Source organism: Ruegeria sp. CG3 (assembly GCF_056537205.1).
Genome location: NZ_JBQFRC010000001.1, coordinates 1660896 through 1687183, shown reverse-complemented (window position 1 = coordinate 1687183; position 26288 = coordinate 1660896). Strand labels below are relative to the sequence as shown.

26 protein-coding genes and 3 tRNA genes are annotated in these 26288 nt (G+C 62.2%); 15 read left to right on the top strand and 14 right to left on the bottom strand.

Going from position 1 to position 26288, the window contains the following annotated elements:
• Positions 1-22 precede the first annotated feature (22 nt).
• Positions 23-106, bottom strand: a tRNA-Tyr gene (locus tag ACR0NB_RS08340).
• A 116-nt stretch (positions 107-222) separates the two neighbouring features.
• On the opposite strand from ACR0NB_RS08340, the gene rlmB reads away from it, so the two are divergent.
• The 3 genes from rlmB (at position 223) to ACR0NB_RS08325 (ending at position 2513) form a co-directional block, all read left to right on the top strand.
• A complete protein-coding gene (gene rlmB, locus ACR0NB_RS08335) occupies positions 223-996 on the top strand; it encodes a 23S rRNA (guanosine(2251)-2'-O)-methyltransferase RlmB (protein ID WP_480775395.1) in 774 nt (257 codons plus the stop codon).
• A gap of 392 nt (positions 997-1388) precedes the next feature.
• Entirely contained in the window at positions 1389-1841 is a 453-nt protein-coding gene (locus tag ACR0NB_RS08330) for a YHS domain-containing (seleno)protein (RefSeq protein WP_170585696.1), read from the top strand.
• Positions 1842-2042: 201 nt separating this feature from the next.
• Entirely contained in the window at positions 2043-2513 is a 471-nt protein-coding gene (locus tag ACR0NB_RS08325) for a CoA-binding protein (RefSeq protein ID WP_480775394.1), read from the top strand.
• Between the two features lie 4 nt (positions 2514-2517).
• On the opposite strand, the gene ACR0NB_RS08320 is transcribed toward ACR0NB_RS08325, so the two are convergent.
• From ACR0NB_RS08320 to hisF, 3 genes are all read right to left on the bottom strand, one after another.
• Entirely contained in the window at positions 2518-3093 is a 576-nt protein-coding gene (locus tag ACR0NB_RS08320) for a hypothetical protein (RefSeq protein ID WP_254439024.1), read from the bottom strand.
• A gap of 85 nt (positions 3094-3178) precedes the next feature.
• Positions 3179-3496: a phosphoribosyl-ATP diphosphatase gene (locus ACR0NB_RS08315; protein WP_170357264.1), complete on the bottom strand. Its 318-nt coding sequence runs from the start codon at positions 3494-3496 to the stop codon at positions 3179-3181.
• Positions 3493-4254 (bottom strand): imidazole glycerol phosphate synthase subunit HisF, encoded by a 762-nt coding sequence (gene hisF, locus ACR0NB_RS08310; protein WP_170340259.1) that lies wholly within the window; start codon positions 4252-4254, stop codon positions 3493-3495. Before hisF ends, ACR0NB_RS08315 begins: the two co-directional genes overlap by 4 nt.
• 171 nt (positions 4255-4425) lie before the next feature.
• Between hisF and ACR0NB_RS08305 the strand changes: the two genes are divergently transcribed.
• Positions 4426-4818: a DUF302 domain-containing protein gene (locus tag ACR0NB_RS08305; protein ID WP_480775633.1), complete on the top strand. Its 393-nt coding sequence runs from the start codon at positions 4426-4428 to the stop codon at positions 4816-4818.
• 6 nt (positions 4819-4824) lie between these two features.
• Here the strand turns inward: ACR0NB_RS08305 and ACR0NB_RS08300 are convergent, their stop codons facing one another.
• Positions 4825-5301, bottom strand: coding sequence for a DUF2867 domain-containing protein (locus ACR0NB_RS08300; RefSeq protein ID WP_480775393.1), 477 nt, complete (start codon positions 5299-5301; stop codon positions 4825-4827).
• A gap of 10 nt (positions 5302-5311) precedes the next feature.
• Positions 5312-6034 (bottom strand): 1-(5-phosphoribosyl)-5-[(5-phosphoribosylamino)methylideneamino]imidazole-4-carboxamide isomerase, encoded by a 723-nt coding sequence (gene hisA / locus ACR0NB_RS08295; RefSeq protein ID WP_480775392.1) that lies wholly within the window; start codon positions 6032-6034, stop codon positions 5312-5314.
• Positions 6035-6169: 135 nt separating this feature from the next.
• On the opposite strand from hisA, the gene ACR0NB_RS08290 reads away from it, so the two are divergent.
• Positions 6170-6577 (top strand): DUF2147 domain-containing protein, encoded by a 408-nt coding sequence (locus tag ACR0NB_RS08290; protein WP_170365720.1) that lies wholly within the window; start codon positions 6170-6172, stop codon positions 6575-6577.
• A 4-nt stretch (positions 6578-6581) separates the two neighbouring features.
• Here the strand turns inward: ACR0NB_RS08290 and hisH are convergent, their stop codons facing one another.
• Together hisH and hisB are read right to left on the bottom strand one after the other, a co-directional pair.
• Positions 6582-7220 carry an imidazole glycerol phosphate synthase subunit HisH gene (gene hisH / locus ACR0NB_RS08285; RefSeq protein WP_170525221.1) on the bottom strand — a complete coding sequence of 213 codons (639 nt, stop codon included), beginning with the start codon at positions 7218-7220 and terminating at the stop codon, positions 6582-6584.
• Entirely contained in the window at positions 7221-7808 is a 588-nt protein-coding gene (hisB, locus tag ACR0NB_RS08280; protein ID WP_480775391.1) for an imidazoleglycerol-phosphate dehydratase HisB, read from the bottom strand.
• 153 nt (positions 7809-7961) lie between these two features.
• Between hisB and ACR0NB_RS08275 the strand changes: the two genes are divergently transcribed.
• Complete coding sequence (locus ACR0NB_RS08275; protein ID WP_050602861.1) at positions 7962-8201, top strand: Lrp/AsnC family transcriptional regulator; 240 nt, start codon at positions 7962-7964, stop codon at positions 8199-8201.
• 3 nt (positions 8202-8204) lie between these two features.
• Here the strand turns inward: ACR0NB_RS08275 and ACR0NB_RS08270 are convergent, their stop codons facing one another.
• The 3 genes from ACR0NB_RS08270 to ACR0NB_RS08260 form a co-directional block, all read right to left on the bottom strand.
• Complete coding sequence (locus tag ACR0NB_RS08270; protein WP_480775390.1) at positions 8205-9068, bottom strand: GNAT family N-acetyltransferase; 864 nt, start codon at positions 9066-9068, stop codon at positions 8205-8207.
• An 88-nt stretch (positions 9069-9156) separates the two neighbouring features.
• Positions 9157-9231, bottom strand: a tRNA-Gly gene (locus ACR0NB_RS08265).
• Between the two features lie 34 nt (positions 9232-9265).
• Positions 9266-9340 (bottom strand) — tRNA-Gly (locus tag ACR0NB_RS08260).
• A 148-nt stretch (positions 9341-9488) separates the two neighbouring features.
• Between ACR0NB_RS08260 and ACR0NB_RS08255 the strand changes: the two genes are divergently transcribed.
• Both ACR0NB_RS08255 and ACR0NB_RS08250 read left to right on the top strand, forming a co-directional pair.
• Entirely contained in the window at positions 9489-9641 is a 153-nt protein-coding gene (locus tag ACR0NB_RS08255; protein WP_170340270.1) for a hypothetical protein, read from the top strand.
• 123 nt (positions 9642-9764) lie between these two features.
• Positions 9765-10733: a hypothetical protein gene (locus ACR0NB_RS08250; RefSeq protein ID WP_480775389.1), complete on the top strand. Its 969-nt coding sequence runs from the start codon at positions 9765-9767 to the stop codon at positions 10731-10733.
• Positions 10734-10795: 62 nt separating this feature from the next.
• On the opposite strand, the gene ACR0NB_RS08245 is transcribed toward ACR0NB_RS08250, so the two are convergent.
• On the bottom strand, positions 10796-14233 hold the full coding sequence (locus tag ACR0NB_RS08245) for a pyruvate carboxylase (RefSeq protein WP_170508853.1): 3438 nt from the start codon (positions 14231-14233) through the stop codon (positions 10796-10798).
• Positions 14234-14353: 120 nt separating this feature from the next.
• Positions 14354-15514, bottom strand: coding sequence for an alpha-hydroxy acid oxidase (locus tag ACR0NB_RS08240; protein WP_480775388.1), 1161 nt, complete (start codon positions 15512-15514; stop codon positions 14354-14356).
• Between the two features lie 161 nt (positions 15515-15675).
• Between ACR0NB_RS08240 and ACR0NB_RS08235 the strand changes: the two genes are divergently transcribed.
• Positions 15676-18078 (top strand): ATP-dependent helicase, encoded by a 2403-nt coding sequence (locus ACR0NB_RS08235; RefSeq protein ID WP_480775387.1) that lies wholly within the window; start codon positions 15676-15678, stop codon positions 18076-18078.
• A gap of 514 nt (positions 18079-18592) precedes the next feature.
• On the opposite strand, the gene ACR0NB_RS08230 is transcribed toward ACR0NB_RS08235, so the two are convergent.
• Complete coding sequence (locus ACR0NB_RS08230) at positions 18593-18817, bottom strand: DUF1127 domain-containing protein (RefSeq protein WP_093964832.1); 225 nt, start codon at positions 18815-18817, stop codon at positions 18593-18595.
• Between the two features lie 917 nt (positions 18818-19734).
• Between ACR0NB_RS08230 and mraZ the strand changes: the two genes are divergently transcribed.
• From mraZ to ACR0NB_RS08200, 6 genes are read left to right on the top strand one after another with little or no spacing between them, the layout of a single operon-like run.
• Positions 19735-20238 carry a division/cell wall cluster transcriptional repressor MraZ gene (gene mraZ, locus ACR0NB_RS08225; RefSeq protein WP_093965061.1) on the top strand — a complete coding sequence of 168 codons (504 nt, stop codon included), beginning with the start codon at positions 19735-19737 and terminating at the stop codon, positions 20236-20238.
• Positions 20239-20242: 4 nt separating this feature from the next.
• The gene (gene rsmH, locus ACR0NB_RS08220; RefSeq protein WP_480775632.1) at positions 20243-21238 is read left to right on the top strand and encodes a 16S rRNA (cytosine(1402)-N(4))-methyltransferase RsmH; all 996 of its coding nucleotides are present in this window, start codon (positions 20243-20245) and stop codon (positions 21236-21238) included.
• Positions 21235-21603: a cell division protein FtsL gene (ftsL, locus tag ACR0NB_RS08215; RefSeq protein ID WP_093964833.1), complete on the top strand. Its 369-nt coding sequence runs from the start codon at positions 21235-21237 to the stop codon at positions 21601-21603. The genes rsmH and ftsL overlap by 4 nt, the downstream gene beginning before the upstream one ends.
• Positions 21600-23387 (top strand): peptidoglycan D,D-transpeptidase FtsI family protein, encoded by a 1788-nt coding sequence (locus tag ACR0NB_RS08210; RefSeq protein ID WP_170357278.1) that lies wholly within the window; start codon positions 21600-21602, stop codon positions 23385-23387. Before ftsL ends, ACR0NB_RS08210 begins: the two co-directional genes overlap by 4 nt.
• A gap of 21 nt (positions 23388-23408) precedes the next feature.
• A complete protein-coding gene (locus ACR0NB_RS08205; protein ID WP_480775386.1) occupies positions 23409-24890 on the top strand; it encodes a UDP-N-acetylmuramoyl-L-alanyl-D-glutamate--2,6-diaminopimelate ligase in 1482 nt (493 codons plus the stop codon).
• On the top strand, positions 24887-26281 hold the full coding sequence (locus tag ACR0NB_RS08200) for a UDP-N-acetylmuramoyl-tripeptide--D-alanyl-D-alanine ligase (RefSeq protein ID WP_480775385.1): 1395 nt from the start codon (positions 24887-24889) through the stop codon (positions 26279-26281). The genes ACR0NB_RS08205 and ACR0NB_RS08200 overlap by 4 nt, the downstream gene beginning before the upstream one ends.
• Positions 26282-26288: the final 7 nt, after the last annotated feature.

The window sequence follows — 26288 nt, the reverse complement described above, 5'->3', positions numbered from 1 at the left end:
CGTTCTGATTTGTGGAAGAAGATGGTGGGCGACCCTGGAATCGAACCAGGCGTGCGTCTCCGCGAGGGAGTTACAGTCCCCTGCCACACCTTGCGGCCTGTCGCCCACTGTCAGGCGTTGCACCTGACGTGGAGGCGTGATTACTAGCGCTCCAAAGGAGCGTCAACAGGAAAATTCCGCTTTGGCGCAGGAAACATTGTTCCCGGCCCGGAGGCCAGTAAAATGAAGAAACCGAAGTGGGTGGTCGAAAAAGAGCAGGCGCGCAAAGCGGCGGCTTCCGAAACCGTTTGGTTGTTCGGATTGCACGCCGTGCGTGATGCGTTGATGAACCCCAAACGGCAGAAACTGCGCCTGATCGTGACCCGCAACGCACAGGACAAGCTGGCGGATGCGATCGCGGAATCCGGCATGCAGGCTGAACTCGTCGATCCGCGAAAATTCAACGCGCCAATCGACCCGGGCTCGGTGCACCAAGGCGCGGCGCTTGAAGTCAAGCCGCTGGAATGGGGCGGTCTGGCCGAGAATTGCATCGGGCGCGAAAACCCTCGGGTGCTGTTGTTGGACCGCGTGACCGATCCGCACAATGTGGGCGCGATTCTGCGCTCGGCCGAGGTTCTGGGCGCCAGCGCGGTCATCGGCACGCGCCACCATTCGGCGCCGGAAACCGGTGCGCTGGCCAAGACCGCCAGCGGTGCGTTGGAACGCCAGCCCTATCTGCGGGTCCGCAACCTGGCTGATGCGATCGTTGAGTTGCAGAATATGGGGTTCCTGGTTCTGGGCCTGGATGGTGAGGCCGAACAGACCATCGAGGCCGCTTTGGACGGCAAGCGCGATCGGCCGGTTGCGCTGGTTCTGGGCGCGGAGGGGCCGGGGTTGCGGCAAAAGACCAAGGAAACCGTGGATATGCTTGTCAAAATTGACGCAGCGGGCGGTTTCGGATCGCTCAACGTCTCAAATGCTGCGGCGATTGCCCTATATGCTTCTCAGCCGCATTGAGAGGAGAGACCCATTCCCGCCCCATCCAAGATTGCTACGTGCTGCTACTGCGGAACCCGCGCGGCGCTGGTCCTCAAGGGCCGCCAGCGGCACGAACTCAGCTGTTCCAGTTGCGGTGCCCCGCTGCATAACCTGAAGATGATCCCGGTCAAAAAGGCTTCGGATCCACAGCCGCGACACAGCATTCCGATGCAAAAGCCCAAAAAGAAAAGCTACAAGAAAAGGAAAAAAGGCCTTTTCTCGCGCGTTCTGGACGAAGCTTGGGATGTGATCGAGGACGTGTTCGACTGAGCCCTTTCCGACACGACCCTTCACAACTGCGTCAAATGGGTTTCGCGGCGCGTCAAAAGTTGCATCTTATAGCGTCTGTAAAACACAACCCGTGAAATCTGATGCTATCCCGACGATCCGTACTTGCCGGTCTTACCTTTTCAATCGCTTGTCCGCTGACATTGCGGGCGCAGACCGCCCCGGTATTCTATTCCGCAAAAGGTGCGGCCATTACCGGTTATGACGCGGTCAGCTATTTTCGGGATGGCGGCCCGGTTCAAGGGCAACCCGACATTGCGGTGATGTGGAAGGGCGCTACCTGGCGGTTTGCCTCGCAGGAGAACCGAGAGGCGTTCGAACTTAATCCGCGTGCCTACGCGCCGAGGTTTGGCGGATATTGCGCCTATGCCATGGCCTATGGCGAGCTCACCAGCACGGACCCGATGGCGTGGAAAATCGTAGGCGGCAGGCTGTATCTGACGCATTCTCTCGAGATCGAAAAGATGTGGCTGATGGACACGGCCGGCTTCATCCAGAAGGCCGAGAAAAACTGGCCGGCGATCCTATACGGTTGACAGGCAGATTCCCGCTTATCCGCTCGTGTCATCACAAAAATGCGCGCGACCTCTTTTTTTTCCGAAACTCATGCCTAAATGTCACAGTGACCGCGGAACGGAACTGCCGCGGGTCATTTCACTGTCCCTCGTTCCAACAACTGGCGCCCAAGGTATCCTTGGGCGCTTTTTTCTTTTCCAAGTCACGGCTAGGCTGCAGCCATGACTGAGTATTCCGATAACTTCCTCAGATCCGTCCTGAAACGCACCAAGGTGGTTGCGGTCGTTGGCGTGTCGATGAACCCGGTGCGGCCCAGCTACTATGTTGCGCGCTACTTGTCGCTCAAGGGATACAAGGTGATTCCGGTCAATCCCGGTCATGCCGGAGCCGATCTTTTTGGTGAAACCGTTCGGGCCTCGTTGTCCGAAATCAGTGAACCCGTTGACATGGTAGATATTTTTCGCAGGTCCGAAGCCGTTCCTCCGATCGTGGATGAAGCGCTGGCTGCATTTCCCGACCTGCGCACGATCTGGATGCAGATCGGCGTCGAAAACACCGAGGCCGCCGCGGTGGCGCAGGCACGCGGTGTCGATGTCGTCATGAATCGCTGCCCCAAGATCGAGTATCAGCGCCTGTTCGGCGAGCTGCGCATGGGCGGGTTCGCCACCGGCATCATCTCATCAAAACTCTGACCGCTCAGTTCACCGCTACGGCGTTGATTTCCGCAAGCTGCTCTTGCCGCCGTTTCTCCAGCACGATGTTGCGCGGGACCCACTCATAGCGCGTGTCCTCGCGCAATGGACTCCAAAACAGGACCCCTCCATAGCGCCATGGGTCCAGAACGACACCTTCGTACATCGAATCACCGCGTCGGCTGATTATTGCCGTGCTGTGATCGATTCGGAACGGGTTGTCGGCGTTGGCGATCGCGCGGTGCAGGGTCAGCGTGCGAAAGTTCTCCTGCTTCAAGCGCCGTTCGATGTCTTCGGCCCAGTGCCAGCACAGCCCGCGCGGGCGCAGTCCTTTGTTGACCTTGGCGTTATGGATCAGAGGGGGGTCTGTGATCTGGTATTCCTGCGCCAGCTGCGCGGTATAGGCATAGGTGACGCGGGCCGCGCGCTGGGCCTCTTCCGGGTCGACCTCGGGCCCCAGCGCCTGGATCTGGGCTGCAAGCCGCGCGACGTCGTCGCTGCGAGCGGGCGGCGCGGATGAGCATGCGCCAAGCCCCAGAATGGCCAGCGTCGTCAGTGCCCAGATCATGGGTTTGAACATGCCTGTGTCCCTCGTCGCCCCTGCGCCCGGCAGGCGCTTCGGTCAATCAGTATAGGGCGCGGACGCTATTGGTGAAAGCCGGGTCTCAGCCCCGGTCGCGTGCGGCCTTTTCGGCGATGCCGCTGGTGCCCTGCCGCCTGGCAAGCTCGGCCAGAACGTCTTCCAGCGCCACGTCGCGCGCGGCCAGCATGACCAGCAGGTGATACAGCACATCGGCGGCCTCGGATGTCAGCCGGTCGCGGTCACCCTTCACGGCTTCGATGATCGCCTCCACGGCCTCTTCGCCAAACTTCTCGGCGCATTTCTCGGGGCCTTTGGACAGCAGCTTGGCGGTCCAGCTTGATTCGGGGTCCGCGCCCTTGCGGGATGCGATCGTGGCGGCCAGCTCGTTCAGTATGCTCATGTCAGCCTCATGGGGATACCCGCGGATGCCATGTGCTCTTTGGCCTCGCGGATCGTGTATTCGCCGAAGTGAAAGATCGAGGCCGCAAGCACCGCGCTGGCTCCGCCTTCGGTCACGCCTTCGACCAAATGATCCAGATTGCCCACGCCGCCCGAGGCGATCACCGGCACGTCGACCGCATCCGAGATGGCGCGCGTCAGCGGAATGTTGAACCCCGCCTTGGTGCCGTCGCGGTCCATCGAAGTCAGCAGAATCTCACCCGCCCCCTTGGCGACGACGGTCTTGGCGAACTCTACCGCGTCGATGCCGGTGGGTTTGCGTCCGCCGTGGGTGAAGATCTCCCATTTGCCGGGGCTGACGGTTTTGGCGTCGATGGCGCAGACGATGCACTGGCTGCCGAACTGGTCGGCAGCTTCGGCGATCACGTCAGGGTTGGCCACGGCGGCCGAGTTGAAGCTGACCTTGTCGGCCCCGGCCAGCAGCAGTGCACGCACGTCTTCCTTGGTGCGCACGCCGCCACCCACCGTCAACGGTACGAAGCACTGCTCGGCCGTGCGCTGAACCACGTCGAACATGGTGCCGCGGTTTTCGTGGGTGGCGTGGATGTCGAGAAAGCAGATCTCGTCAGCGCCGGCGGCGTCATAGGCCTTGGCCGATTCCACCGGATCGCCCGCGTCGCGCAGGCCCACGAAATTCACGCCCTTGACCACGCGGCCATCGGCGACATCCAGACAGGGAATGATGCGGGTTTTCAGCATGGTTTGTCCTTTGTTGCCGCACCTCTACCGGCAAAGCCCCGCCGATGCCAGAGTTGTGATTGTCCTGCGCCCGGAACCTCGTGAAACTGAAGCGGATTTCAGCAGGAGGTGAAAACCATGCGCAACTTGTTTCTTACAACCGCTTTCATTCTGTCCGGTGCGACGTGGGCGATGGCCGACGACATCATCAAGGTTCCCACCGACAAATCCGTGACCGAGGCCATCGACGCGCTGCAGGCCGCCGTCGAAAATGCAGGCGCGACCGTATTTGCCCGCGTTGACCACTCGGCCGGTGCGCACAAGGTCGACATGACGATACCGCCCAATCAGGTCTTGATCTTCGGAAACCCGGCTCTGGGAACGCCCGCCATGCAGATCGACCCGCGTGCGGGATTGTTCCTTCCGCTCAAGGTGCAGGCCTATGAGGATGCCGACGGCCAGGTCTGGTTGGCCTACGAGGATCCCAAGGAAACCATGGACGAGCTTGATGCGGTGGAAAAATCCCCGGTGATCGACAAGATGCGCGGTGCGTTGACCAAGCTGACGGATGCCGCAGCCAACTGATCGGCGTCATACCTGAGAAGCGCGTGCGATCCGTTTCATGCAATTGCGCACGATCAGAATGTGAAGGGGCATGATCACCGTCAGATAGATCCGTCCCAAACGATTGTGAGTCCGCACCCAGGTTGCCATGACTACGCGGTCTTTGTCGCGATGCACGGCGATGCGGAAATCCAGATGGCGGTCATCGATTCCCACGATGACCTCTGTCTCATCCCTGTAGGTCACGGGAAAAATCGCGCCGGTGCCTGCGTCGGGCGAGCCATTGTCGGTGTTCAAGTGCTTGCCGCCCTTCAAGCCGAATGGGGCAACGATTGCGTTCCGGATTCCCATCAGGATCTTCACCCACCCCGGCATGTTCAGACCGATTTTCATCGCGTCAAACGGTGCAAGGTCGCTTTGGACCGAGTACCCATCAACAAAATCGCCCGGAGCGTACAGCGACCACAATTCAGACTGCTCGGGCAGAACCTGTTTGCGGACCACTTGCAATATCCTAACCCTTCAAAGCCGCCAGGGCTTCGCGCAGATCCAGCGCGCCGTCATAGAGCGCGCGGCCTGAAATCGCGCCGTTCAGGTTTGCCCCGCAGTCGCGCAGGGCGATCAGGTCGTCCAGCGAGCTGACCCCGCCGCTGGCAATCACCGGTATCGAGACTGCCCGGGCCAGGTCGGCCGTGGCCTCGACATTGGGGCCTTGCATTGCGCCGTCGCGGTTGATGTCGGTGTAGATGATCGCTGCCACGCCTGCGTCTTCGAAGCTGCGCGCGAGGTCGGTGACCATCACGTCGGTTTCCTCGGCCCAGCCCTTGGTGGCGACGCGTCCGTTGCGCGCGTCGATCCCGACGGCGACCTGGCCGGGAAAGGCCTTGGCCGCCCGACGGACCAGATCGGGGTTTTCCACCGCAACCGTGCCCAGAATCACCCGGGCCAGCCCTTTGTCCAGCCAGGTCTCGATCGTGGCCATGTCGCGGATGCCGCCGCCCAGCTGGGCCGGCACGTTGCAGGATTTCAGGATCGCCTCGACCGGGGCGGCGTTCACGGGTTCCCCGGCGAAAGCGCCGTTCAGGTCCACCAGATGCAGCCATTCGCAGCCGGCCTCGACAAAGGCGCGGGCCTGGGCCGCGGGGTCTTCGTTGAAGACCGTGGCCTTGTCCATCTCGCCGCGCAGAAGGCGTACGGCCTGGCCGTCTTTCAGGTCGATTGCGGGATAGAGGATCATGTCGGGCGGCCTTTTCGTGACTGGTACTGGCGCGGGATATGGCACAGGCGGGGCAGGGGATGCAACGCGACGCAAAGTCAATCTTGCCCGAACGGGTGCCGGCGGTCAGACTGCCTGCAAAACAGGGAGGATACCATGAACAAACTTGCTCTGGCCGCTGCGGCTGCACTTGTCACCTTGGCCACCGGCGCGCGCGCGGATGACCCGGTCGACGGGCTTTGGAAAACCCAGCCGGGGGATACCGGCGGATATCTGCACGTCTCGATCGGGCCCTGCGGCAGCGCCGTTTGCGGCACCATCGACAGCGCCTTTGACAAGGATGGAAACCAGCAGCTGGATTACGAGAATCTTGGCAAGAACATCATCTGGGACATGGTCGCGGATGGCGGCGGCAGCTATAGCGGCGGCAAGATCTGGGCGCCGGACCGGGACAAGACCTACAACTCCAAGATGTCGCTGGACGGTCAGAACAAGCTGACGGTCAAGGGTTGCGTCGCGGGCGGCCTGATCTGTCGCGGTCAGACCTGGACCCGCGTGCAGTAACCGGTCAGGGGGCCCAGGTCAGGAAGTTTCCGATCATCCGCAGGCCCACATCCTGGCTTTTTTCAGGGTGAAACTGCATCCCGATCATCGTGTCGCGGCCGATCACGGCCGTGACCGGCCCGCCATAGTCCACATGGGCCAGACGTTGCGCCGGATTGGCGACGCGGAAATGGTAGGAGTGGACGAAATAGACGTGATCGCCTGAGGCGACGCCGTTGAACACCGGGTGCTCGCTCTCGATCACCAGATCGTTCCACCCCATATGCGGAACCTTCAGCGCGCGGTCTTCGGGCTCGATCCGCACCACATCTCCGGTCACCCAATTCAGGCCCGGCGTGTCGGTATATTCACGGCCCGTGGTCGCCATCAGCTGCATGCCGACGCAGATGCCCAGAAACGGGCGGCCCTTCTGCTCGACCGCTTCGACCATCGCATCATGGATGCCCTTGTGCCCGCGCAGCTCGGCCGCGCAGGCGGGAAAGGCGCCGTCGCCGGGCAGCACCAGCCGGTCGGCGCGCGCGACGACATCGGCATCCGAGGTCACGACGACCTCACCCGCGTCCAGCTCGCGCGCCATGCGTTGAAACGCCTTTTCCGCCGAGTGCAGGTTGCCGCTTTCGTAGTCGATGATCGCGGTCAGCATCTATAGCGCGCCCTTGGTGGACGGAATCGCATCCCCCTTGCGCGGGTCGGTCTCGACCGCATGACGCAGGGCGCGGGCGACGGCCTTGAACGCCGCTTCGGCGATGTGGTGGCTGTTGAAGCCGTGCAACTGGTCGATATGCAGGGTGATGCCGCCATGGGTGGCCAGCGCCTGAAAGAACTCGCGCACCAACTCGGTGTCGAAACTGCCGATCTTGGGCGTCGGCAGGTCCACGTTCCACACCAGAAACGGTCGGCCCGACAGGTCCAGCGCGCAGCGCACCTGCGCATCGTCCATCGGCAGATGGCACTCGCCATACCGCCGGATGCCTTTCTTGTCCCCCAGCGCCTCCGTCAGCGCCTGACCCAACGCGATGCCGGTGTCCTCGACCGTGTGGTGATCGTCGATGTGATAGTCGCCTTTGGCCCGGATCGTCATGTCGATCAGCGAATGCCGCGCCAGCTGGTCCAGCATGTGATCGAAGAACCCCACACCGGTCTGGTTGTCATAGGTGCCGGTGCCGTCGAGGTTGACCTCGACCGTAATCGCGGTCTCGGCGGTCTTGCGGCTGATCGAAGCTGTGCGCATTGGCGAAATCCTCTTGCTACAGGGGCGCTTATAGACGGGGACGGGCGGCCTTATCCAGCCCGATCATTGCAATCGCAGCAAACTGTTGCAGGGGATTGCGCCCGGGCGCGGGGCGTGCCAGCCTGCGCCAAACGGAAGCAACAAGGCCACGAAATGTCCACCTGCGTTTTCATCCAGATCCGCTGCAAGCCCGGCACCACCTACAAGGTGGCCGAAGAGATCGCTCTGCGCGAAATCCACTCGGAACTCTACTCCACCAGTGGTGAATATGACCTGCTGCTCAAGCTTTACATCCCCGAAACCGAGGATGTTGGCCATTTCATAAATGAACACCTTCTGGTCATTCCGAACATCGAACGGTCGTTGACAACAATGACCTTCAAGGCGTTCTAAGGCTCAGCCAAGTTCGAACGTCGTCACGCCGAACACGCGGTTCAGGTCGATATCCGGCTCGTGGTCGGAATACATGCGCGCGGTTTCAAAGACTTTTTCCAGGCCCAAAGCGTCAGCCAGTGCAAAGGCCGCTGCGTTGGGCTTTGGCATGTCGACATAGACCTCAGAACTGTGGTGATCAGCGGGAACTTCGGCCAGGACCGCAGCCAGAAGCGCCTGCGCGATGTCCGGATCGTCGGCGAACAGCGGCCCTACCTTGTAGCCATTCAGGCAGGAGCGCAGAGTTGCATACCCGGCGATGCGACCTTTCTGGATACAAACACGCGAGATGTGGCCCGGTGCGCTCAGCCACTCCGTCAGAAAGGCATCCCGATGCGCGGGGAATAGGGCACGGTCATAGATGCGAAGGTCTTCGGACAGGCCACCGAGGGGCGCAACCTCGATACTGGTCTTGGGTAGGCTGGAGAGGATGCCTGACACTGTGCCGGAGAACCGATAATTGTTGTAGGCGAAGACAAAGCCCGACTTGCGGTAGTTGTCCTGTTGTTCGACCACCCCGTCCAAACCCATGTTTCGCCCCGTACAATGCGCCAGGGCGTGCTGGGCGATTTCCAGACCATGACCGGATCCGCGAAACTCGGGCCGCACGATATAGAAACCCAGAAACGAAAACGCGTCGTCGTAGTTCACGGCTGAAACCGAGGCGATCATCTCGCCATCCAGAAACCCGCCCAGAAATCCGTCGGGGTCGGTCGAGCGGAAACAGATTGCGTCCTCATGACCCGGGTTCCAGCCCTCGCGCCCGGCCCAATCCACTGCGTGGCGCAGTTCTTCGGCGGTCAGCGTGCGAATTTGGTAGTCTGACATCGGGGCATCCATCTGACTGCTGCATGTCAGAACAGAATGGCGCAGGACCGACCGATCCGCCAGTGCTTGTTGTGGGAAGGTGGATATCTGGAGCGGGCGATGAGATTCGAACTCACGACCCTAACCTTGGCAAGGTTATGCTCTACCCCTGAGCTACGCCCGCAATCAGATATCTTGTGCGACCTTTCGGTCCTCGTTGGAGCGGGCGATGAGATTCGAACTCACGACCCTAACCTTGGCAAGGTTATGCTCTACCCCTGAGCTACGCCCGCGCCGTCGAGTGAGGCGTGAACTATAAATTCTGGCGGAAAGCTGCAAGAGGAAAAACGCACTTGGCCGGAAAAAAAATTGCGACGGAACAGGTGTGCTCAGCCGTTGAAACCTACAGCCACGGATATTGACAACGGTGGAGACGGAGGGATGAACAAGGTTGAGAACATAAAACTGACTGCGTTGGTCGGAGCCATGCTTCTGAGCCTCTTTGCAGGTCAGTTGAGAAACGAGCAAGCCTATGAAGTTAATGACATTTTCAAACTGCCGCCCGAGGTCAATTCTCTCGAACTGAGTGGATAACAGCGGTTTCGTTCGAAGGCCAAATTTTGCCGTATTCGATAACTAGTATATGCATAATGCGAAATTTCTGCTCAAACTTGTGCCGGTTGGCGCAAGTATTTGGATACCTAAGAGGGGATTGGCATGCACTGGTTTATTTCTATGTCACGGGTTGTGGCGACATCTTTGTTGCTGACCGGGGCAGTTAGCTTCGTTGCGGTGTTGGCTACGCCAGATACCGCCATAGCCAAGAACGGGAATGGCAATGGAGGCGGAAATGGTAACGGTGGTGGAAACGGAAATAGTAACGGTGGCGGCAACGGAAATGGCAAAAGCGCCGAAAAATCCAGTGCCAGCCTCGGAGGATCTGCGCGCAGCACGAAGGGTGGATCCGGCCAGGGCAAGGGTTTTCTCGCCGGTCTCGGTCTCGCTAAACCAAAAGCACAACGAAAGAACACCAAAACTACATCACGGATCAAAGGGCAGAACGGTTTTGCAGCCAAACTCGACGAATTCTTCACTGGAAAAAAGAAAGTCGAGAAGCCGATCCGTAAAGCGCGGGTAGCGGCGGCAGTTGTCGAGGAGCCGTATGTCAAACCAATCAAGCACGGCAAAATCGCGTCCGAGCTCAAGGGCTTGAATGCCGCGCACGCCAGCCAGACTGCCCTGATGAATGCGGCCCCGAACAGCATGCCTGGCAAGCTCTACAGCTATCAGCAGAGTATACTTGGTTTCTCTGGCGCGACAGAGGAGCTTGAAATGCGCGAACAGGAATTGTCCGAACTAGAAGGTCTGACCGAAGCGGAGATCGAGGACCAATTTGCGCCAACTGAAGAAGAAGCAGCCGAGGGCATCACCGCACAGGACAAATACGAGGATGCCGTGGCCGAAGCGGAGCAGGCTGTGACCGAAGCCGAAGAAGCCTTGGCAGGGGCGGATGATCCGCAGGAAGCACTTGATACCTTGACCGGTGGCCGTGACTTGTCCGATCCGGCTCTTCATGAACTGCACGATTTGTTGGGCTTGCCAGCGCCAATCGAGGAAGAGGTTTCGATTGACAGCACGCCGGAACAGTTGCCGCAACAGCCTGTCGCGGAGTCCAGCGACGGTTGAACTAGCCCGCTCGGATGAAAAAAGGCGCGCCTGATGGCGCGCCTTTCTGTGTTTTAACGGTTTTATTCCAACTCGACCAAAAGATCCTTGGCGTCGATCTGGCCGCCGGGCTGGACATGCACCGCCTTCACGGTTGCGTCGCGTTCGGCATGGATGCCGGTTTCCATCTTCATCGCCTCGATGGTCAGCAGAAGGTCGCCTTCTTTGACCTCCTGCCCGGCGGTGACGGCGACAGTCGAAACCACGCCCGGCATTGGCGCGCCGACATGGTTGGCGTTTCCGACCTCGGCCTTAGGGCGCTGGGCGGTCGAAGCTTGCACAAGGCGGTTGGGAACGCGGATGACGCGCGGTTGGCCATTGAGTTCAAAGAACACTTTGACCTCGCCATTCTCGTCCGTCTCCCCAATAGCCTGGCAGCGGATTTCCAGCGTTTTGCCCGGGTCGATCTCGGCCGAGATCTCCTCTCCCGGCTCCATTCCGTAAAAGAAGGTGCGGGTGGGCAGGGTGCGTACCGGGCCATAGATGCGGTGACGGCCCATGTAGTCCAGGAACACCTTGGGATACATCAGGTATCCGTTCAGGTCCTCGTCATCGACCTCCATGCCTTCCAGCTGTTTCGAGAGCTCCGCGCGGGTGGCCTCCAAATCAACCGGAGGCACGTCTTTGCCCGGCCGTTCGGTGTTCGGCTTTTCGCCTTTCAGCACCTTGGTCAAGATCGTTTCGGGGAAACCGCCCGGAGGCTGGCCCAGATTGCCGCGCATCATGTCGATGACTGAATCGGGGAAGGCCACGTCGGTCGAGGGATCCTCGACCTGCTCGCGGGTCAGGCCCTGACTGACCATCATCAGCGCCATGTCACCCACAACTTTCGAGGACGGCGTCACCTTGACGATGTCACCGAACATCTGGTTCACGTCCGCATACATCTGCGCGACTTCGTGCCAGCGTTCCTCCAGCCCCATCGAGCGCGCCTGCGCCTTGAGGTTGGTGAACTGGCCGCCCGGCATTTCGTGCAGATAGACCTCGGAGGCGGGGGCCTGCAGCCCGGATTCGAAGGCCGCGTATTGGCCGCGCACCGCCTCGAAGTAGTCGCTGATTTCGCGGATCGCCTTCACGTCCAACCCGGTGTCGCGGTCGGTGTGGCGCAGGGCCTCGACCACGGTGCCCAGCGTCGCCTGGCTGGTGTTGCCCGAGAAGCTGTCCATCGCGCAATCCACCACGTCCACGCCCGCCTCGCTGGCGGCCAGGATGGTGGCGCTGGCGATGCCGGCGGTGTCGTGGGTGTGGAAATGGATCGGCAGGCCGACCTCTTCCTTCAGTGCGCGGATCAGCACCCGCGCGGCGGCGGGTTTCAGCAGGCCGGCCATGTCCTTGAGGCCCAGAACATGGGCGCCGGCGTCGCGCAGTTCCTTGGCCATGCCGACATAGTATTTCAGGTCATACTTGGCGCGGTTCGGGTCGAGGATATCGCCGGTATAGCAGACGGTGCCTTCGCAGATCTTGCCGTTCTCGATCACCGCATCCATCGCCACGCGCATGTTCTCGACCCAGTTCAGCGAGTCGAAGACGCGGAACACGTCGATGTTCTGCGCGGCCTGGCGCACGAATTCCTGCACCACGTTGTCGGGATAGTTGGTATAGCCCACCCCATTGGCACCGCGCAGCAGCATCTGGGTCATCAGGTTGGGCATGGCCTCGCGCAGGTCGCGCAGGCGCTGCCAGGGGCATTCCTGCAGGAAACGATAGGCCACGTCGAAGGTCGCCCCGCCCCAGCATTCGACGCTGAACAGCTGCGGCAGGTTCGCGGCATAGCTGGGCGCCACGCGGATCATGTCGATCGAGCGCATGCGGGTGGCCAGCAGCGACTGGTGCCCGTCGCGCATGGTGGTGTCGGTGATCAGCAGCTGGCGCTGGGCCTTCATCCAATCGGCCACGGCCTGCGGGCCCTTCTGCTCCAGCAGGTTGCGCGTGCCCATCAGCGGTTCGGCCTTGGGCGCGGGGGGCTTGGGTTCCTTGAGGTCGGCACGCGGGCGCGGACGATCCTTGGTCTCGGGATGCCCGTTGACCGTGATGTCGGCGATATAGGTCAGAACCTTGGTGCCCCGGTCGCGGCGCTTCTTGAACTGAAACAGCTCGGGCGTCTCGTCGATGAACTTGGTGGTGTATTCGTTCGACAGGAAGGTCGGGTGCTTCAGCAGGTTTTCGACAAAGGCGATGTTGGTGGAAACACCGCGCACGCGGAACTCTCGTAGGGCGCGGTCCATCCGAGCGATGGCCTTTTCCGGCGTCGGCGCCCAGGCGGTGACCTTGGTCAGCAGCGAGTCGTAATACCGCGTGATCACCCCGCCGGCATAGGCCGTGCCGCCATCCAGCCGGATGCCCATGCCCGTCGCCGAGCGATAGGCCGTGATGCGCCCATAGTCGGGGATGAAGTTGTTGAGCGGGTCTTCGGTGGTGACGCGGGTCTGCAGCGCGTGGCCGTTCAGGCGGATTTCGTCCTGGCTGGCCTTGCCGGTGGCCTCGGCCAGGGTCTTGCCCTCGGCGATCAGGATCTGCGCCTGCACGATGTCGATGCCGGTGACCTCTTCGGTCACGGTGTGTTCGACCTGAACGCGGGGGTTCACCTCGATGAAGTAGAACTTGCCGGTCTCCATATCCATCAGGAATTCGACCGTGCCGGCGCATTCATAGTTCACATGCGCGCAGATCCGGCGGCCCAGATCGCAGATCTCGGCGCGTTGCTCTTCGGTCAAATAGGGGGCAGGGGCGCGTTCCACGACCTTCTGGTTTCGGCGCTGGACCGAGCAGTCACGTTCATACAGGTGATAGATCTGCCCGTGTTTGTCGCCCAGGATCTGCACCTCGACATGGCGGGCACGGGTGATCATCTTTTCCAGATAGCCCTCACCATTGCCAAATGCGGCCTCGGCCTCGCGGCGGCCTTCCAGAACCTTCTCTTCCAACTCGTCTTCGGAATAGATCGGGCGCATCCCGCGGCCACCGCCGCCCCAGGACGCCTTGAGCATCAGCGGATAGCCGATCTCGGCCGCTTCCTTTTGGATTGCGTCCATGTCATCGCCCAGCACCTCGGTCGCCGGGATCACCGGCACACCGGCGGCAATCGCCACCTTGCGGGCGCTGGCCTTGTCGCCCAGGGCGCGCATGGTTTCGGCCTTGGGGCCGATGAAGGTGATGCCGTTCTGAACGCAGGCATCCACGAAATCGGGGTTTTCCGACAGCAGACCATAGCCCGGGTGGATGGCGTCGGCGCCGCTTTCCTTGGCGACGCGGATGATCTCGTCGATCGACAGATAGGCCGCGACCGGGCCCAGACCCTCGCCGATGCGATACGCCTCGTCCGCCTTGAACCGGTGCAGGCCCAGCTTGTCCTCCTCGGCATAGACGGCAACGGTGCGTTTGCCCATCTCGTTCGCGGCGCGCATCACGCGAATGGCAATCTCACCCCTGTTGGCGATCAGGATTTTCTTGAAGTCAGTCATGGCAAGTCCCGGTCTTTTGCATTTGGCCGTGTTAATAGACCGAGATTACGCGCAGATATATCTGTAGTTCTGGGTAGAACCGGCATGTTATCGCTCGCAAACGCCGCCTATTGCGGCGTTTTATGGCATATGCTGCATCGCGGCATCAATGTTTGCGTTAACATCCGGCAGATCTTTTAGCGTTGCGGCACCCAATTGTCCCATATTTGCAAGCATGTCCTGCCGCAGATTATCGATGATATGGGTCGGGCCGCGCGCGCCCAATGCTGCAATGCCATAGAGGAACGCCCGCCCCAGCATGACCAGATCGGCGCCCAAAGCGCGCGCCCGCAGGATGTCCAGCCCGCCCGAAACGCCACTGTCAAAGATCAGCGGCAGGTCGGTCGCGGCGCGGATGGCGGGTAGCATGTCGATGCTGGCCGGCGCGCCATCGAACTGACGGCCACCGTGATTCGACACCCACAGCGCGTCGATCCCGGCCTGTTTCAACCGCTCGGCATCCTCGGGGCGCAGTACGCCCTTGATGATGAACGGCCCCCGCCAGTGGTCGCGCAGCCATTTGACGTAATCCATGCCCGGAGAGGTCCTGAGCAGGTATCCGATATGCGCCGTGGGGGGCAGGTTGGCGGTGCCGTCGATATATTTGTCCAGCGTGCGCATCCGGGGCTTGCCGTGACGCGCCATGCCCCAGGCCCAGGCCGGGCGGGCGACGATCTGCGCCAGCAGACGCGGCGTCAGGCGCGGCGGATGGGTCAGGCCCGATCGGGTCTGCCGTTCCCGGCGCGAGGCCACGGGCACATCGACCGTCAGCACCAGCGTGCCGAACCCGGCGGACCGGGCGCGGGACAGCAGGTCGGCGCGAATCTCCGGGTCCTTGGGCGGGTATAGCTGGAACCAGGCGTCGGGGCCGATATGCGGGGCCATGTCCTCGGGGCTTTGGCTGGCGACGGTGGACAGAACATACGGAATGCCTGCCTGCGCGGCGGCGCGCGCCATCAGCGCTTCGGCCCCCGGCCAGACCAGTCCACACATCCCGATCGGAGCCATGCCGAAGGGCAGCGGATGGTCGCGCCCCAGAAAGCGGGTTCTGGTGTCGAATTCCAGCGGGCCCTTCAGGATGGCGGGCAGAAACCCGATCCGGTCCAGCGCCGCCCGGTTGCGTCTCAGCGCGGTCTCGGCCCCGGTGCCGCTGTCGACATAGTCCCAGACAAAGCGCGGCAGCCGACGGCGTGCGCGGCGCTTCAGATCCTCGATACCCGGATAGGTGCTGTGCAGGTCCATGCAGATTGATCCGACCTGCCGCGCGATTCGGCAAGGGTTTCAGTCGGATGCAGCCCGCGCCTGACGGCTCAACCAGCGCTACGAAAGAAATTCGCAAAGTCGTGCGAACAAGCCGTGAACAAACCCTTTCCCTCGGCGCGCTTCCGGCTTAGTTTGGGCGCATGAGCAGTTTCGATGAAAATGACGCCTTCGAAGGCGCCTCGCTGTCGGCCCGCGCCATGGCCGCGCTTCGGCCCGAGGCGGACTACTTGAATGAATTGAACCCGGCGCAGCGGGAAGCGGTCGAGCTGTTGGATGGCCCGATCCTGATGCTGGCCGGGGCGGGCACCGGCAAGACCAAGGCCCTGACCACCCGCATTGCGCATCTGCTGAACACCGGGCGGGCCCGCCCGAACGAGATCCTCGCCGTGACCTTCACCAACAAGGCCGCGCGCGAGATGAAGGAACGGGTCGGCCGCCTGCTGGGCCAGCCCGCCGAGGGGATGCCGTGGCTGGGCACCTTCCACTCGATCTGCGTCAAGCTGCTGCGCCGCCATGCCGAACTGGTCGGCCTCAAGTCGAACTTCACCATTCTGGATACCGACGACCAGCTGCGATTGCTCAAGCAACTGGTGCAGGCCGCCAATATCGACGACAAGCGCTGGCCTGCGCGGATGCTGGCGGGCATCATCGACGACTGGAAGAACCGTGCCCTGACGCCCGACAAGGTGCCCGCCGCCGACGCCGGGGCCTACAACAACAAGGGCGTCGAGCTTTACGCTCAATACCAGACCCGCCTGCGCGAGCTGAACGCGGTGGATTTCGGCGACCTGCTGTTGCACATGGTCACCATCTTCCAGACCCACGCGGATGTGCTGGAGCAATACCAGCGCTGGTTCCGCTACATCCTCGTGGACGAATACCAGGACACCAACATCGCCCAGTACCTGTGGCTGCGGCTGTTGGCCGGTGGGCACAAGAACATCTGCTGCGTGGGCGACGACGACCAGTCGATCTATGGCTGGCGCGGGGCCGAGGTGGGCAACATCCTGCGGTTCGAGAAGGACTTTCCCGGCGCCCATGTGGTGCGTCTGGAGCAGAACTACCGCTCGACCCCGCATATTCTGGCCGCCGCCTCGAACGTGATCCGTGGCAATGAAAGCCGTCTGGGAAAGGAGTTGTGGACCGACAAGCCCGGGGGCGAAAAGGTCCGCCTGATCGGCCACTGGGATGGTGAGGAGGAGGCCCGTTGGATCGGCGAAGAGATCGACGCCATGCAGGGCGGCACCCGTGGCGTGCGACCGATGAACCTGGACGAAATCGCCATCCTTGTGCGCGCCAGCCATCAGATGCGCGCCTTCGAGGACCGGTTCCTGACCATCGGCCTGCCCTACAAGGTGATCGGCGGCCCTCGATTCTATGAACGGATGGAGATCCGCGATGCCATGGCCTATTTCCGGCTGGTGGTCAGCCCCGAGGATGATTTGGCCTTCGAGCGGATCGTGAACACCCCCAAGCGCGGTCTTGGCGACAAGGCGCAGCAGACGATCCAGCGCACCGCGCGCGAACATGGCGTGTCGCTGGTTCAGGGCGCGCGGATCGCGGTCGAGCAGGGGCTGATCAAGGGCAAGGGTGGTGCGGCCCTGCGCGACCTGGTCGAGGGGCTGGCCCGCTGGAACGCGATGACCCGCGGCCCCCGGATCGAGATCGAGGACGATTCGGTCATCGACGACGGCACCGCGCCCGTGCGCTATGGCCCACCCGAGGTGTCGCATATCGAACTGGCGCAGATCGTGCTGGACGAATCCGGCTACACCGCCCACTGGCAGAACGACAAAACGCCCGAAGCGCCGGGGCGGCTGGAAAACCTCAAGGAACTGGTCAACCAGCTGGACAATTTCGAGAACCTGCAAGGATTCCTGGAGCATGTCAGCCTGGTGATGGACAATGAACAGGACAGCGGCGGGCCCAAGGTCTCGATCATGACCCTGCACGCGGCCAAAGGGCTGGAGTTCCCGGCCGTGTTCCTGCCGGGCTGGGAGGACGGGCTGTTCCCCTCGCAACGGTCGATGGACGAATCCGGCCTCAAGGGACTCGAGGAGGAACGGCGGCTCGCCTATGTGGGAATCACCCGCGCCGAAGAGGTCTGCACCATTTCCTTCGCCGCCAACCGGCGGGTGTTCGGGCAGTGGCAGAACGCGATGCCTTCGCGTTTCATCGACGAATTGCCCGAGGACCATGTCGAGGTGCTGACGCCTCCGGGACTGTATGGTGGCGGGCAGATGTCGGCAGGTATCGAGACCCGCGCGGCGCAGGCCAATGTCTACAACTCGCCCGGCTGGAAACGGATGCAGTCGCGGCAGGGGCAATACGGCATGTCACAGCCGCGCGAATCCCGCAACACCGTGATCGACGCGACCGCCGTGGCCAGCTTCACGCTGGGCGAGCGAGTGTTCCACCAGAAGTTCGGCTATGGCGGCGTGGTCGGGATCGAAGGGGACAAGGTCGAGGTCGAGTTCGACAAGGCCGGGACAAAGAAGGTCGTCGCGCAGTATCTATCCGCAAAAGACGACGTGCCGTTCTAATCCTGTTGAATGTGCCTGCCGGCACATGCTCGATTTGTTGATTGGCGCCCGGTCCTGCCCGTGGTGCCTTTTTCATGCCCGAAAGAAATAAAACGGCGGTTCCCAGGGAGGAGGAGGGAACCGCCGTTCTTGTCAACATCAGAGCAGGGAGGAGGAGAGCCCCGATGTATCCGAACCCGGGTTTTCCCCGGTATCTGAAGCGCGCGGTGACACCAGGGAGGAGGAAGGGTGCCACCGCGCTCTTTTCACATCGGGAAGGGAGGAGGAGAACCCGATGTATGCGTTTCCGGGTCTGGCCCGGTATTCGAAGGGCGCGGTGGCATCAGGGAGGAGGAAGATGCCACCGCGCGCTTTCAACATCAGAGCAGGGAGGAGGAGAGCCCCGATGTATCAGCATCCGGCAGGTTGAGGCCGGTATAGGGTGCGGCAGCATCAGGGAGGAGGAGAGATGCTGCCGCTGAAATACAGGTCCTATGGGAGGAGGAGTGGACCTGATCTCGGTGTTTCGTGGCGCTTAGCGCGCGAATTGTTCTTCGGCGGCCTGCATGGCCAGGCGACGGATCATCGAACGGTGCAGGCCCAGATCGGCCAGCTCGCGGTCCGACAGTTCTGACAGTTCGTTCACCGTCTGGCGGTACACGCGATAACGTGCGATACGGGTCTTCATGGTTTCGATCAGAGAGGCGAAACCAAATGTCGATGCGCTTTTGTGTGCGCTGTTGGTGCTTGCGACTGCCATGTTCGTTACCCAATCATCTGTCGTTGCCGCCGCTATGTTCCGGCGCTTGCTTGAGACTGAAGATAGGCAAATGCTGCGATTGCACAATACCGGACAGGATCAATGCTGCTATGCAGCAAGTGCATAGATTGACTGTCGGAATCCCGACACCCGTAAATATGCCTTTAAAATATGGAAATTTTCGTTAGCGCGAACTGCGGAGCATTGTTTCGGCCTGGCTGCCGCCCAACACTTGATGAAAATTTGCGCGCGTAAACGCGGAATTTGTGCGGTTCAGGACTGCGCGATTTTTGTGCGTCTGGCCCAACTCCCGATTTGGGCGGGTTCATGGGACTTTGTGGGACTGGCGGGAATTGGTGGGAAATCCGGGGCGGTCTCTCTCGGGTTCGGCCTGGATCGCAGGGTGATTCGGCGCCATTTGGTCGAATAAGCGAGGGGTGTTGGGTGGAATCATGGGTGTCATGCAGGAAATGTGGGAAATCGTGGGAAAATTTTGGCCGCACGGAATCTGTCTATATATTGTGTTAGGATATTATTCGGTGTCTACCTGTGGTTACTTTTCATGTTTGCGTAAGTATTTTCACTGCTGTAGTTTTCCGAATCTAACCTTTTTGGGAAAAAATCTCATTGATTTCCATGAATTCCCATGGCATCCCTTATTCATCCGATGAGGACGAGGCACATGGGGCGCCAAACGACCCCGAACCAAAAATAAACAGGTTTCATACAGGCATCTCGCTTTCATCACTCAAGAGATCCGGCGCGCGGGCGAGCAGACATCCCCCCAGGTGGCGCGCGCAGCTGGACATCCCGCACAGCGGGTCAATGCGGCGGGTTGATCAGTGGCAGCAGATCAACCCGCCGTTTTTCATCCGGGGGAAGACGTAGGTGGGGCGCAAGCGAAAGGGACAGTCGTCTTGGCGCGCAGGTTTAGAGGTGAAAGCCACCACAAGGTGGACGCGAAGGGCAGGGTGTCGATCCCGGCCTCGTTTCGCCGTGTGCTCGAGGCCTCGGACCCCAACTGGCAGCCCGGTGACAATCCTGAACTGGTGATTGTTTACGGTGACCACCGTCGCAAATACCTTGAATGCTATACTATGGAGGCGATCGACGAGGTCGACGCCAAGATCGACGCGCTGCCGCGCGGCTCGATGCAGCGCAAGATGTTGCAGCGCCTGTTCCACGGGCAGTCTTTCCCGACCAATGTCGATGAAACAGGTCGCCTGGTGTTGCCGGCCAAGCTGCGCAACAAGATCGGGCTGGAAGGCGAAGCGTTCTTTATCGCCGCGGGCGACACGTTCCAGATCTGGAAGCCCGAGACATACGAGGCCGAGGAACTGGCCGCCACCGAAGACTGGTTGGACGAACTGCCCGAGGATTTCGATCCGATGCAGTTCCTTGACGGCATCGAAGGTGCGTGACGGCATGGCCGGCGCGGATCACACTTCATCTGACAAACCCCATATTCCCGTTCTGCTCCGCCCTTTGCTGGACGCGGTCCAGCCGGTTTCCGGCACCTGGCTGGATGGTACCTTTGGTGCGGGCGGCTATACCCGGGGTCTGCTTGAGGCTGGCGCCGACAAGGTAATCGGCGTCGATCGCGATCCATTGGCCTTTGAAATGGCGGCGGATTGGGCAGCCGAATATGGCGACCGGCTGGTGATGCAACCGGGTGTTTTCTCGCGCATGGATGAATATGCCAACGACCTTGATGGCGTGGTGCTGGACCTTGGTGTCTCGTCCATGCAGCTGGACCAGGCCGAGCGCGGCTTTTCCTTCATGAAGGACGGCCCGCTGGACATGCGCATGAGCCAGGAGGGCGAAAGCGCAGCTGATCTGGTCAACACCGCGACCGAGGAGCAATTGGCCGACATCCTGTTCCACTACGGTGAGGAACGGGCAAGCCGCCGCATCGCGCGCGCCATCGTCAAGGCCCGCACCGAGTCGCCCATCACCACCACCCTGCGTCTGGCCGAGATCGTCGAATCCTGCCTGCCCCGCGCCAAGCCCGGCCAGTCCCATCCGGCCACGCGGTCGTTCCAGGCGCTGCGCATTGCGGTGAATGCCGAATACGAGGAATTGTTCCAGGGTATGATGGCCGCCGAGCGCGCGTTGAAGCCGGGCGGGCAGCTGGCCGTGGTCACCTTCCACTCGGTCGAGGACCGGATGGTCAAACGCTTTTTCCAAGCGCGCGCGGGCAAGACAGGCCGTGCCAACCGCTATGCGCCCGAAATCCAGCAGGATCAGCCGCAATTCACGTTGAAGACCCGCAAGGCCATCGGCCCCGACGCGCAAGAGTTGCAGGACAACCCGCGCGCGCGCTCGGCCAAGTTGCGGGTTGCTGTTCGTACCGATGCTCCGGCGGGGGAAATTGATGCCCGCGCCATCGGCATGCCCATGATCGGGGGGAAGGCAAGATGAAGAGTATTCTGTTTGTATTGACTGCCTTGGGTGTTTTCGGGTTGGCCCTGTGGGCCTATCAGGAAAACTACCGCACCCAGCAAGTATTGAAGGAAACCCAGTCCCTGCAGCACCAGATCGGCGCGGCACAGGCCCGGCTGGCGGTGTTACAGGCCGAATGGGCCTATCTGAACCGCCCCGACCGCCTGCGTGAGCTGGCCGACCTGAATTTCGAGCGTCTGGGCCTGCTGCCGCTGCGCGCCGAGCAATTCGGGCGCGCGGACCAGATCGCCTATGCCGAGGATCCCGACCTGCCCATCGCGGACCCGATCGAACTGCAGGCGATCACCGACACCCAGGCCCTGGGCGAGGTGCAGATCCCATGACGCGCACACCGCTCCGCCCGCTTGCCCGCATCCTCGAGGCCCGCGCCCGCGGGGAAAACCCCAAGGTGATCGAACGCGAGAACATCCGCCGCCGCCACGAAGAGATGAAGGACCGCGCCCGCGCCCGCGCAGAGGGGCGGTTGCTGGTGCTCAGCGCGTTTTTCTTTGCGGCATTTGCCATTGTCGGGTTCCGGATGGGCGCTTTGGCTACTTCGGAGGCGCAAGAGCCGCTAGCGAGCGCCCCGGGCGCGTCGATTGCCATGCAGCGGGCGAATATCGTGGACCGCGAAGGCCGAATCCTTGCGACCAACCTTGATACCTACTCCGTTTATGCCCAGCCCCCGCTGATGATCGACCCGATCGCGGCCGCGGAAAAGCTGGTGGCGATCTTCCCGGATCTGGACAAAGAGCGGTTGGTCAAGGACTTCACCGGCAAGCGTAAATTCCTCTGGATCAAAAAACGTATTTCACCGGAACAAAAGCAGGCGGTGCATGACATCGGCGATCCGGGCATCCTGTTCGGCCCGCGCGAAATGCGGCTCTATCCCAACGGCCGGCTGGCCGCGCATATCCTTGGCGGTTCAGGCTTTGGGCGCGAAGGCGTCTCGGCTGCCGAGGTGATCGGTGTGGCCGGGGTGGAAAAACAGTTCGATGACTATCTGCGCGACCCGGCCAACGGAACCAAGCCGCTGCAGCTGTCGCTTGACCTGACCGTTCAGGCGGCGGTGGAACAGGTGCTGGACGGCGGCATGAAGATCATGAACGCCAAGGGCGCCTCGGCGGTGCTGATGAACGCCCATACCGGCGAAGTGATTGCCGCCGCCTCGTTGCCCTCGTTCGACCCGAACGACCGTCCGCGCCCGCCGACCTCGGGCTTTGACCCCTCGGACAGCCCTCTGTTCAACCGCTATGTGCAGGGCGTGTACGAATTGGGGTCGATCTTCAAGATCTTCACTGCCGCGCAAGCGGTCGATCTGGGGCTGGTGAATGCAGACACGATCATCGACACCTCGGGCCCGATGAAGATCGGGCGTTTCCCGATCGGCGAATTCAACGGCAAGAATTACGGCAAGATCAGCGTGGCCGATGTGATTGTGCACAGCTCGAACCGCGGCACGGGGCGGTTGGCGCTGCAGATCGGCGCCGAGCGCCAGCAACAGTTCCTGGACGCGCTGGGCATGTTCGACCCCACCCCGTTCGAGATCGTCGAGGCCAAGGGCGGGGTGCCGCTCAAGCCCAAGAAGTGGGGCGAATTGAGCACCGTCACCATTTCCTACGGCCACGGCCTGTCGACCAGCCCGATGCATCTGGCGGCGGGCTATGCGGCCATCGCCAATGGCGGGCATTATGTCAGCCCCACGATCTTGCGCCGCAACGGGCCGCAATACGGGCCGCGAGTGATGTCAGAAAACGCGGCCAAACAATCGCTGATGATGCTTCGCAAAGTGGTGACGGACGGAACCGCCAGCTTTGGTGACGTTCCGGGCTATGCCGTGGCCGGTAAAACCGGCACTGCCGACAAGCCCAAGCCGCGCGGCGGGTACTATGATGACAAGGTGATCGCCACCTTCGCTTCGGTCTTTCCGGCCTACGATCCGAAATATGTTCTGATCGTTGCGCTGGACGAACCGTCGATCCTGGCCTACGGCGAAAAGCGCCGCACGGCAGGCTGGACGGCGGTACCCGTGGCGGCCGAGTTGATCGGCCGCATCGCGCCGCTGCTGGGCTTGCGTCCGCGGCTTGAGCCTGAGGATCGCGCTGCTATAACGCTGACCTCGAATTAGGCAGTCCGACAGAGGTGGGTCATGGGCGCAAGGTCAAAGAAACTCAGCCAGCTGGCCCTGACCGCGCGCGGCGGTGCCGACCCGGAGATTACCGGGCTGGCCGTGGACAGCCGTCAGGTCAAGGACGGCTTTTTGTTCGCGGCGCTGCCGGGGACGCGCGTGCATGGCGGCGAATTCATCCAATACGCCTTGCGCATGGGGGCCGCCGCCATCCTGACCGATGCCGAAGGCGAGCGGATCGCCGCCGATGAACTGGCCGCCTCGGACGCCGCCCTGGTGGTGGTGCAGGACCCGCGCCAGACGCTGGCCTATACCGCCGCATTGTGGTTCGGGGCGCAGCCGCGCACCATGGTGGCGGTCACCGGCACCAACGGCAAGACCTCGATTTCGACCTTCGTGCGCCAGATCTGGACCGAACTGGGCCACATGGCCGTCAATCTCGGCACGACAGGGGTCGAGGGCGCGTGGACGGCACCGCTGGCCCACACGACACCCGAACCCATCACCCTGCATCGCTGTCTGGCCGAGGCCGCCGAGGCCGGCGTGACCCACGCCGCGATGGAGGCCTCGTCGCATGGGTTGGAACAGCGCCGGCTGGACGGCGTGCACCTGACGGCGGCGGGGTTTTCGAATTTCACCCAGGATCACCTGGACTATCACGCGACGTTCGAGGCGTATTTCGCCGCCAAGGCGGGGCTGTTCGACCGGGTTCTGCCGCAGGACGGAACCGCCGTGATCAACATGGATGATCCGAAAGGCGCCGCGATCCGTGATATCGCGCAGGCGCGCGGTCAGTCGATCCTGACCGTGGGCAGCGGGGATGCTGATCTTTGCCTGTTGAACCAACGGTTTGACGCTACTGGGCAGGATCTGCGCTTTGCCTGGCGCGGCAAGACCTTCCAGACCCGGCTGAACCTGATCGGCGGGTTTCAGGCGGAAAACGTTCTACTGGCTTGCGGATTGGTCATCGCCAGCGGAGACGAGGCTGAACATGTCTTCGACACCCTGCCGCATCTGACTACGGTGCGGGGGCGGATGCAGTTGGCGGCGACCCGCAGCAACGGGGCGGCGGTATTCGTCGACTACGCGCACACGCCCGACGCCGTGGCCACCGCGTTGCAGGCGCTGCGTCCGCATGTGATGGGTCGGTTGATCGCCATCGTCGGCGCGGGCGGCGACCGCGACGCGACCAAGCGCCCGCTGATGGGCCGCGCCGCGGCCAAGAACGCCGATATCGTCTTTGTCACCGACGACAACCCACGCTCGGAAGACCCCGCCGCCATCCGCGCTGCGGTGATGGCCGGGGCCCCCGACGCGACCGAGGTTGCCGACCGGGCCGAGGCCATCCTGCGCGGCATCGATGCATTGCAGCCGGGCGATGCGCTGCTGATCGCGGGCAAGGGGCACGAGACCGGGCAGATCGTGGGTGACCAGGTTCTGCCTTTCGATGATGTGGAACAGGCCAGCATCGCCGTGGCCGCACTGGACGGGAGGGTCGCATGACACTCTGGACCGCATCCGAGGCCGCCGCCGCAACGGGCGGACGGGCCACGACCGACTGGCAGGCGGGCGGCGTATCGATCGACACGCGCACGCTGCAACCGGGCGACCTGTTCGTGGCGTTGAAGGCGGCGCGCGACGGGCATGATTTCGTGGCGCAGGCGCTGGACAAAGGGGCTGCTGCCGCGCTGGTGACGCACGTCCCGGACGGCGTGGCCGCCGATGCGCCATTGTTGATCGTCGACAACGTGCAGACCGCGCTCGAGGCGTTGGGCCGCGCCGCCCGTGATCGGTGCAAGGCCCGCGTGGTCGGGGTGACGGGCAGTGTCGGCAAGACCTCGACCAAGGAGATGCTGGCGACCATCCTGTCGGATCAGGGCCGCACCCATGCCAGCGTTGCCAGCTACAACAACCATTGGGGCGTGCCGCTGACTCTGGCCCGGATGCCGCGCGACACCGAATATGCGGTGATCGAGATCGGCATGAACCACCCCGGCGAAATTGCACCTCTGGCGCGGCAGGCTCGCCCGCATGTGGCGCTGGTCACCACCGTCGCCGCCGTTCACCTCGAGGCGTTCGAGTCGGTTGCCGGCATTGCTCACGAAAAGGCCGCCATCTTCGAAGGGTTGGAGGCCGGCGGCACCGCCATCGTGAACGCCGATCTGGATCATACCGACATCCTGCGCACCTGCGCCGCCCGGCATGGCGCCGTGATCTTGGATTTCGGCCGCACCGCCTCGGATTATAGGCTGACCGGCGTGACCCAGTCGCCCACTGACATCCACGTGACCGCCGAGGCGATGGGCCAGCCTATCGCCTTCGATGTGCAATCTGCGGGGACGCATTTTGCAATGAACGGTCTGGGGGCGCTTGCTGCCTGTGTTGCGCTGGGCGTCGATCTGGACGCGGCCATTGCCGGCCTGGCCAAATGGGTGCCGGTCACGGGGCGGGGCGTGCGCGAGGTGCTGACATTGCCGGACAACGGGCAGATCGAACTGCTGGATGACAGCTACAACGCCAATCCGACCTCGATGGCGGCGGCATTGGATGTGCTGGCGGCAGCGCAGGGCGCACGGCGCATCGCCTTTCTGGGCGACATGAAAGAGCTGGGGCCCGATGAACGCGCGATGCACGCAGCCATGGCAGACGTGCCGGCCATGTGGCAGATCGACAAGGTGCACTGCATCGGTCCGTTGATGCGGGCGCTGCACGAGGCGTTGCCCGAGGACAAGCGCGGGCTGTGGTTTGAGACCAGCGCCGAAATGGTTCAAGAGCTTCCGCAGCTGGTTCGGGCGGGCGATACCGTGTTGGCCAAAGGCTCCCTCAGCATGGCGCTGGCACGGATTGTTGACGGTTTGCGGAAAATGGGGCAAGTGGGCGCGCTTGATGCATGACCACCCA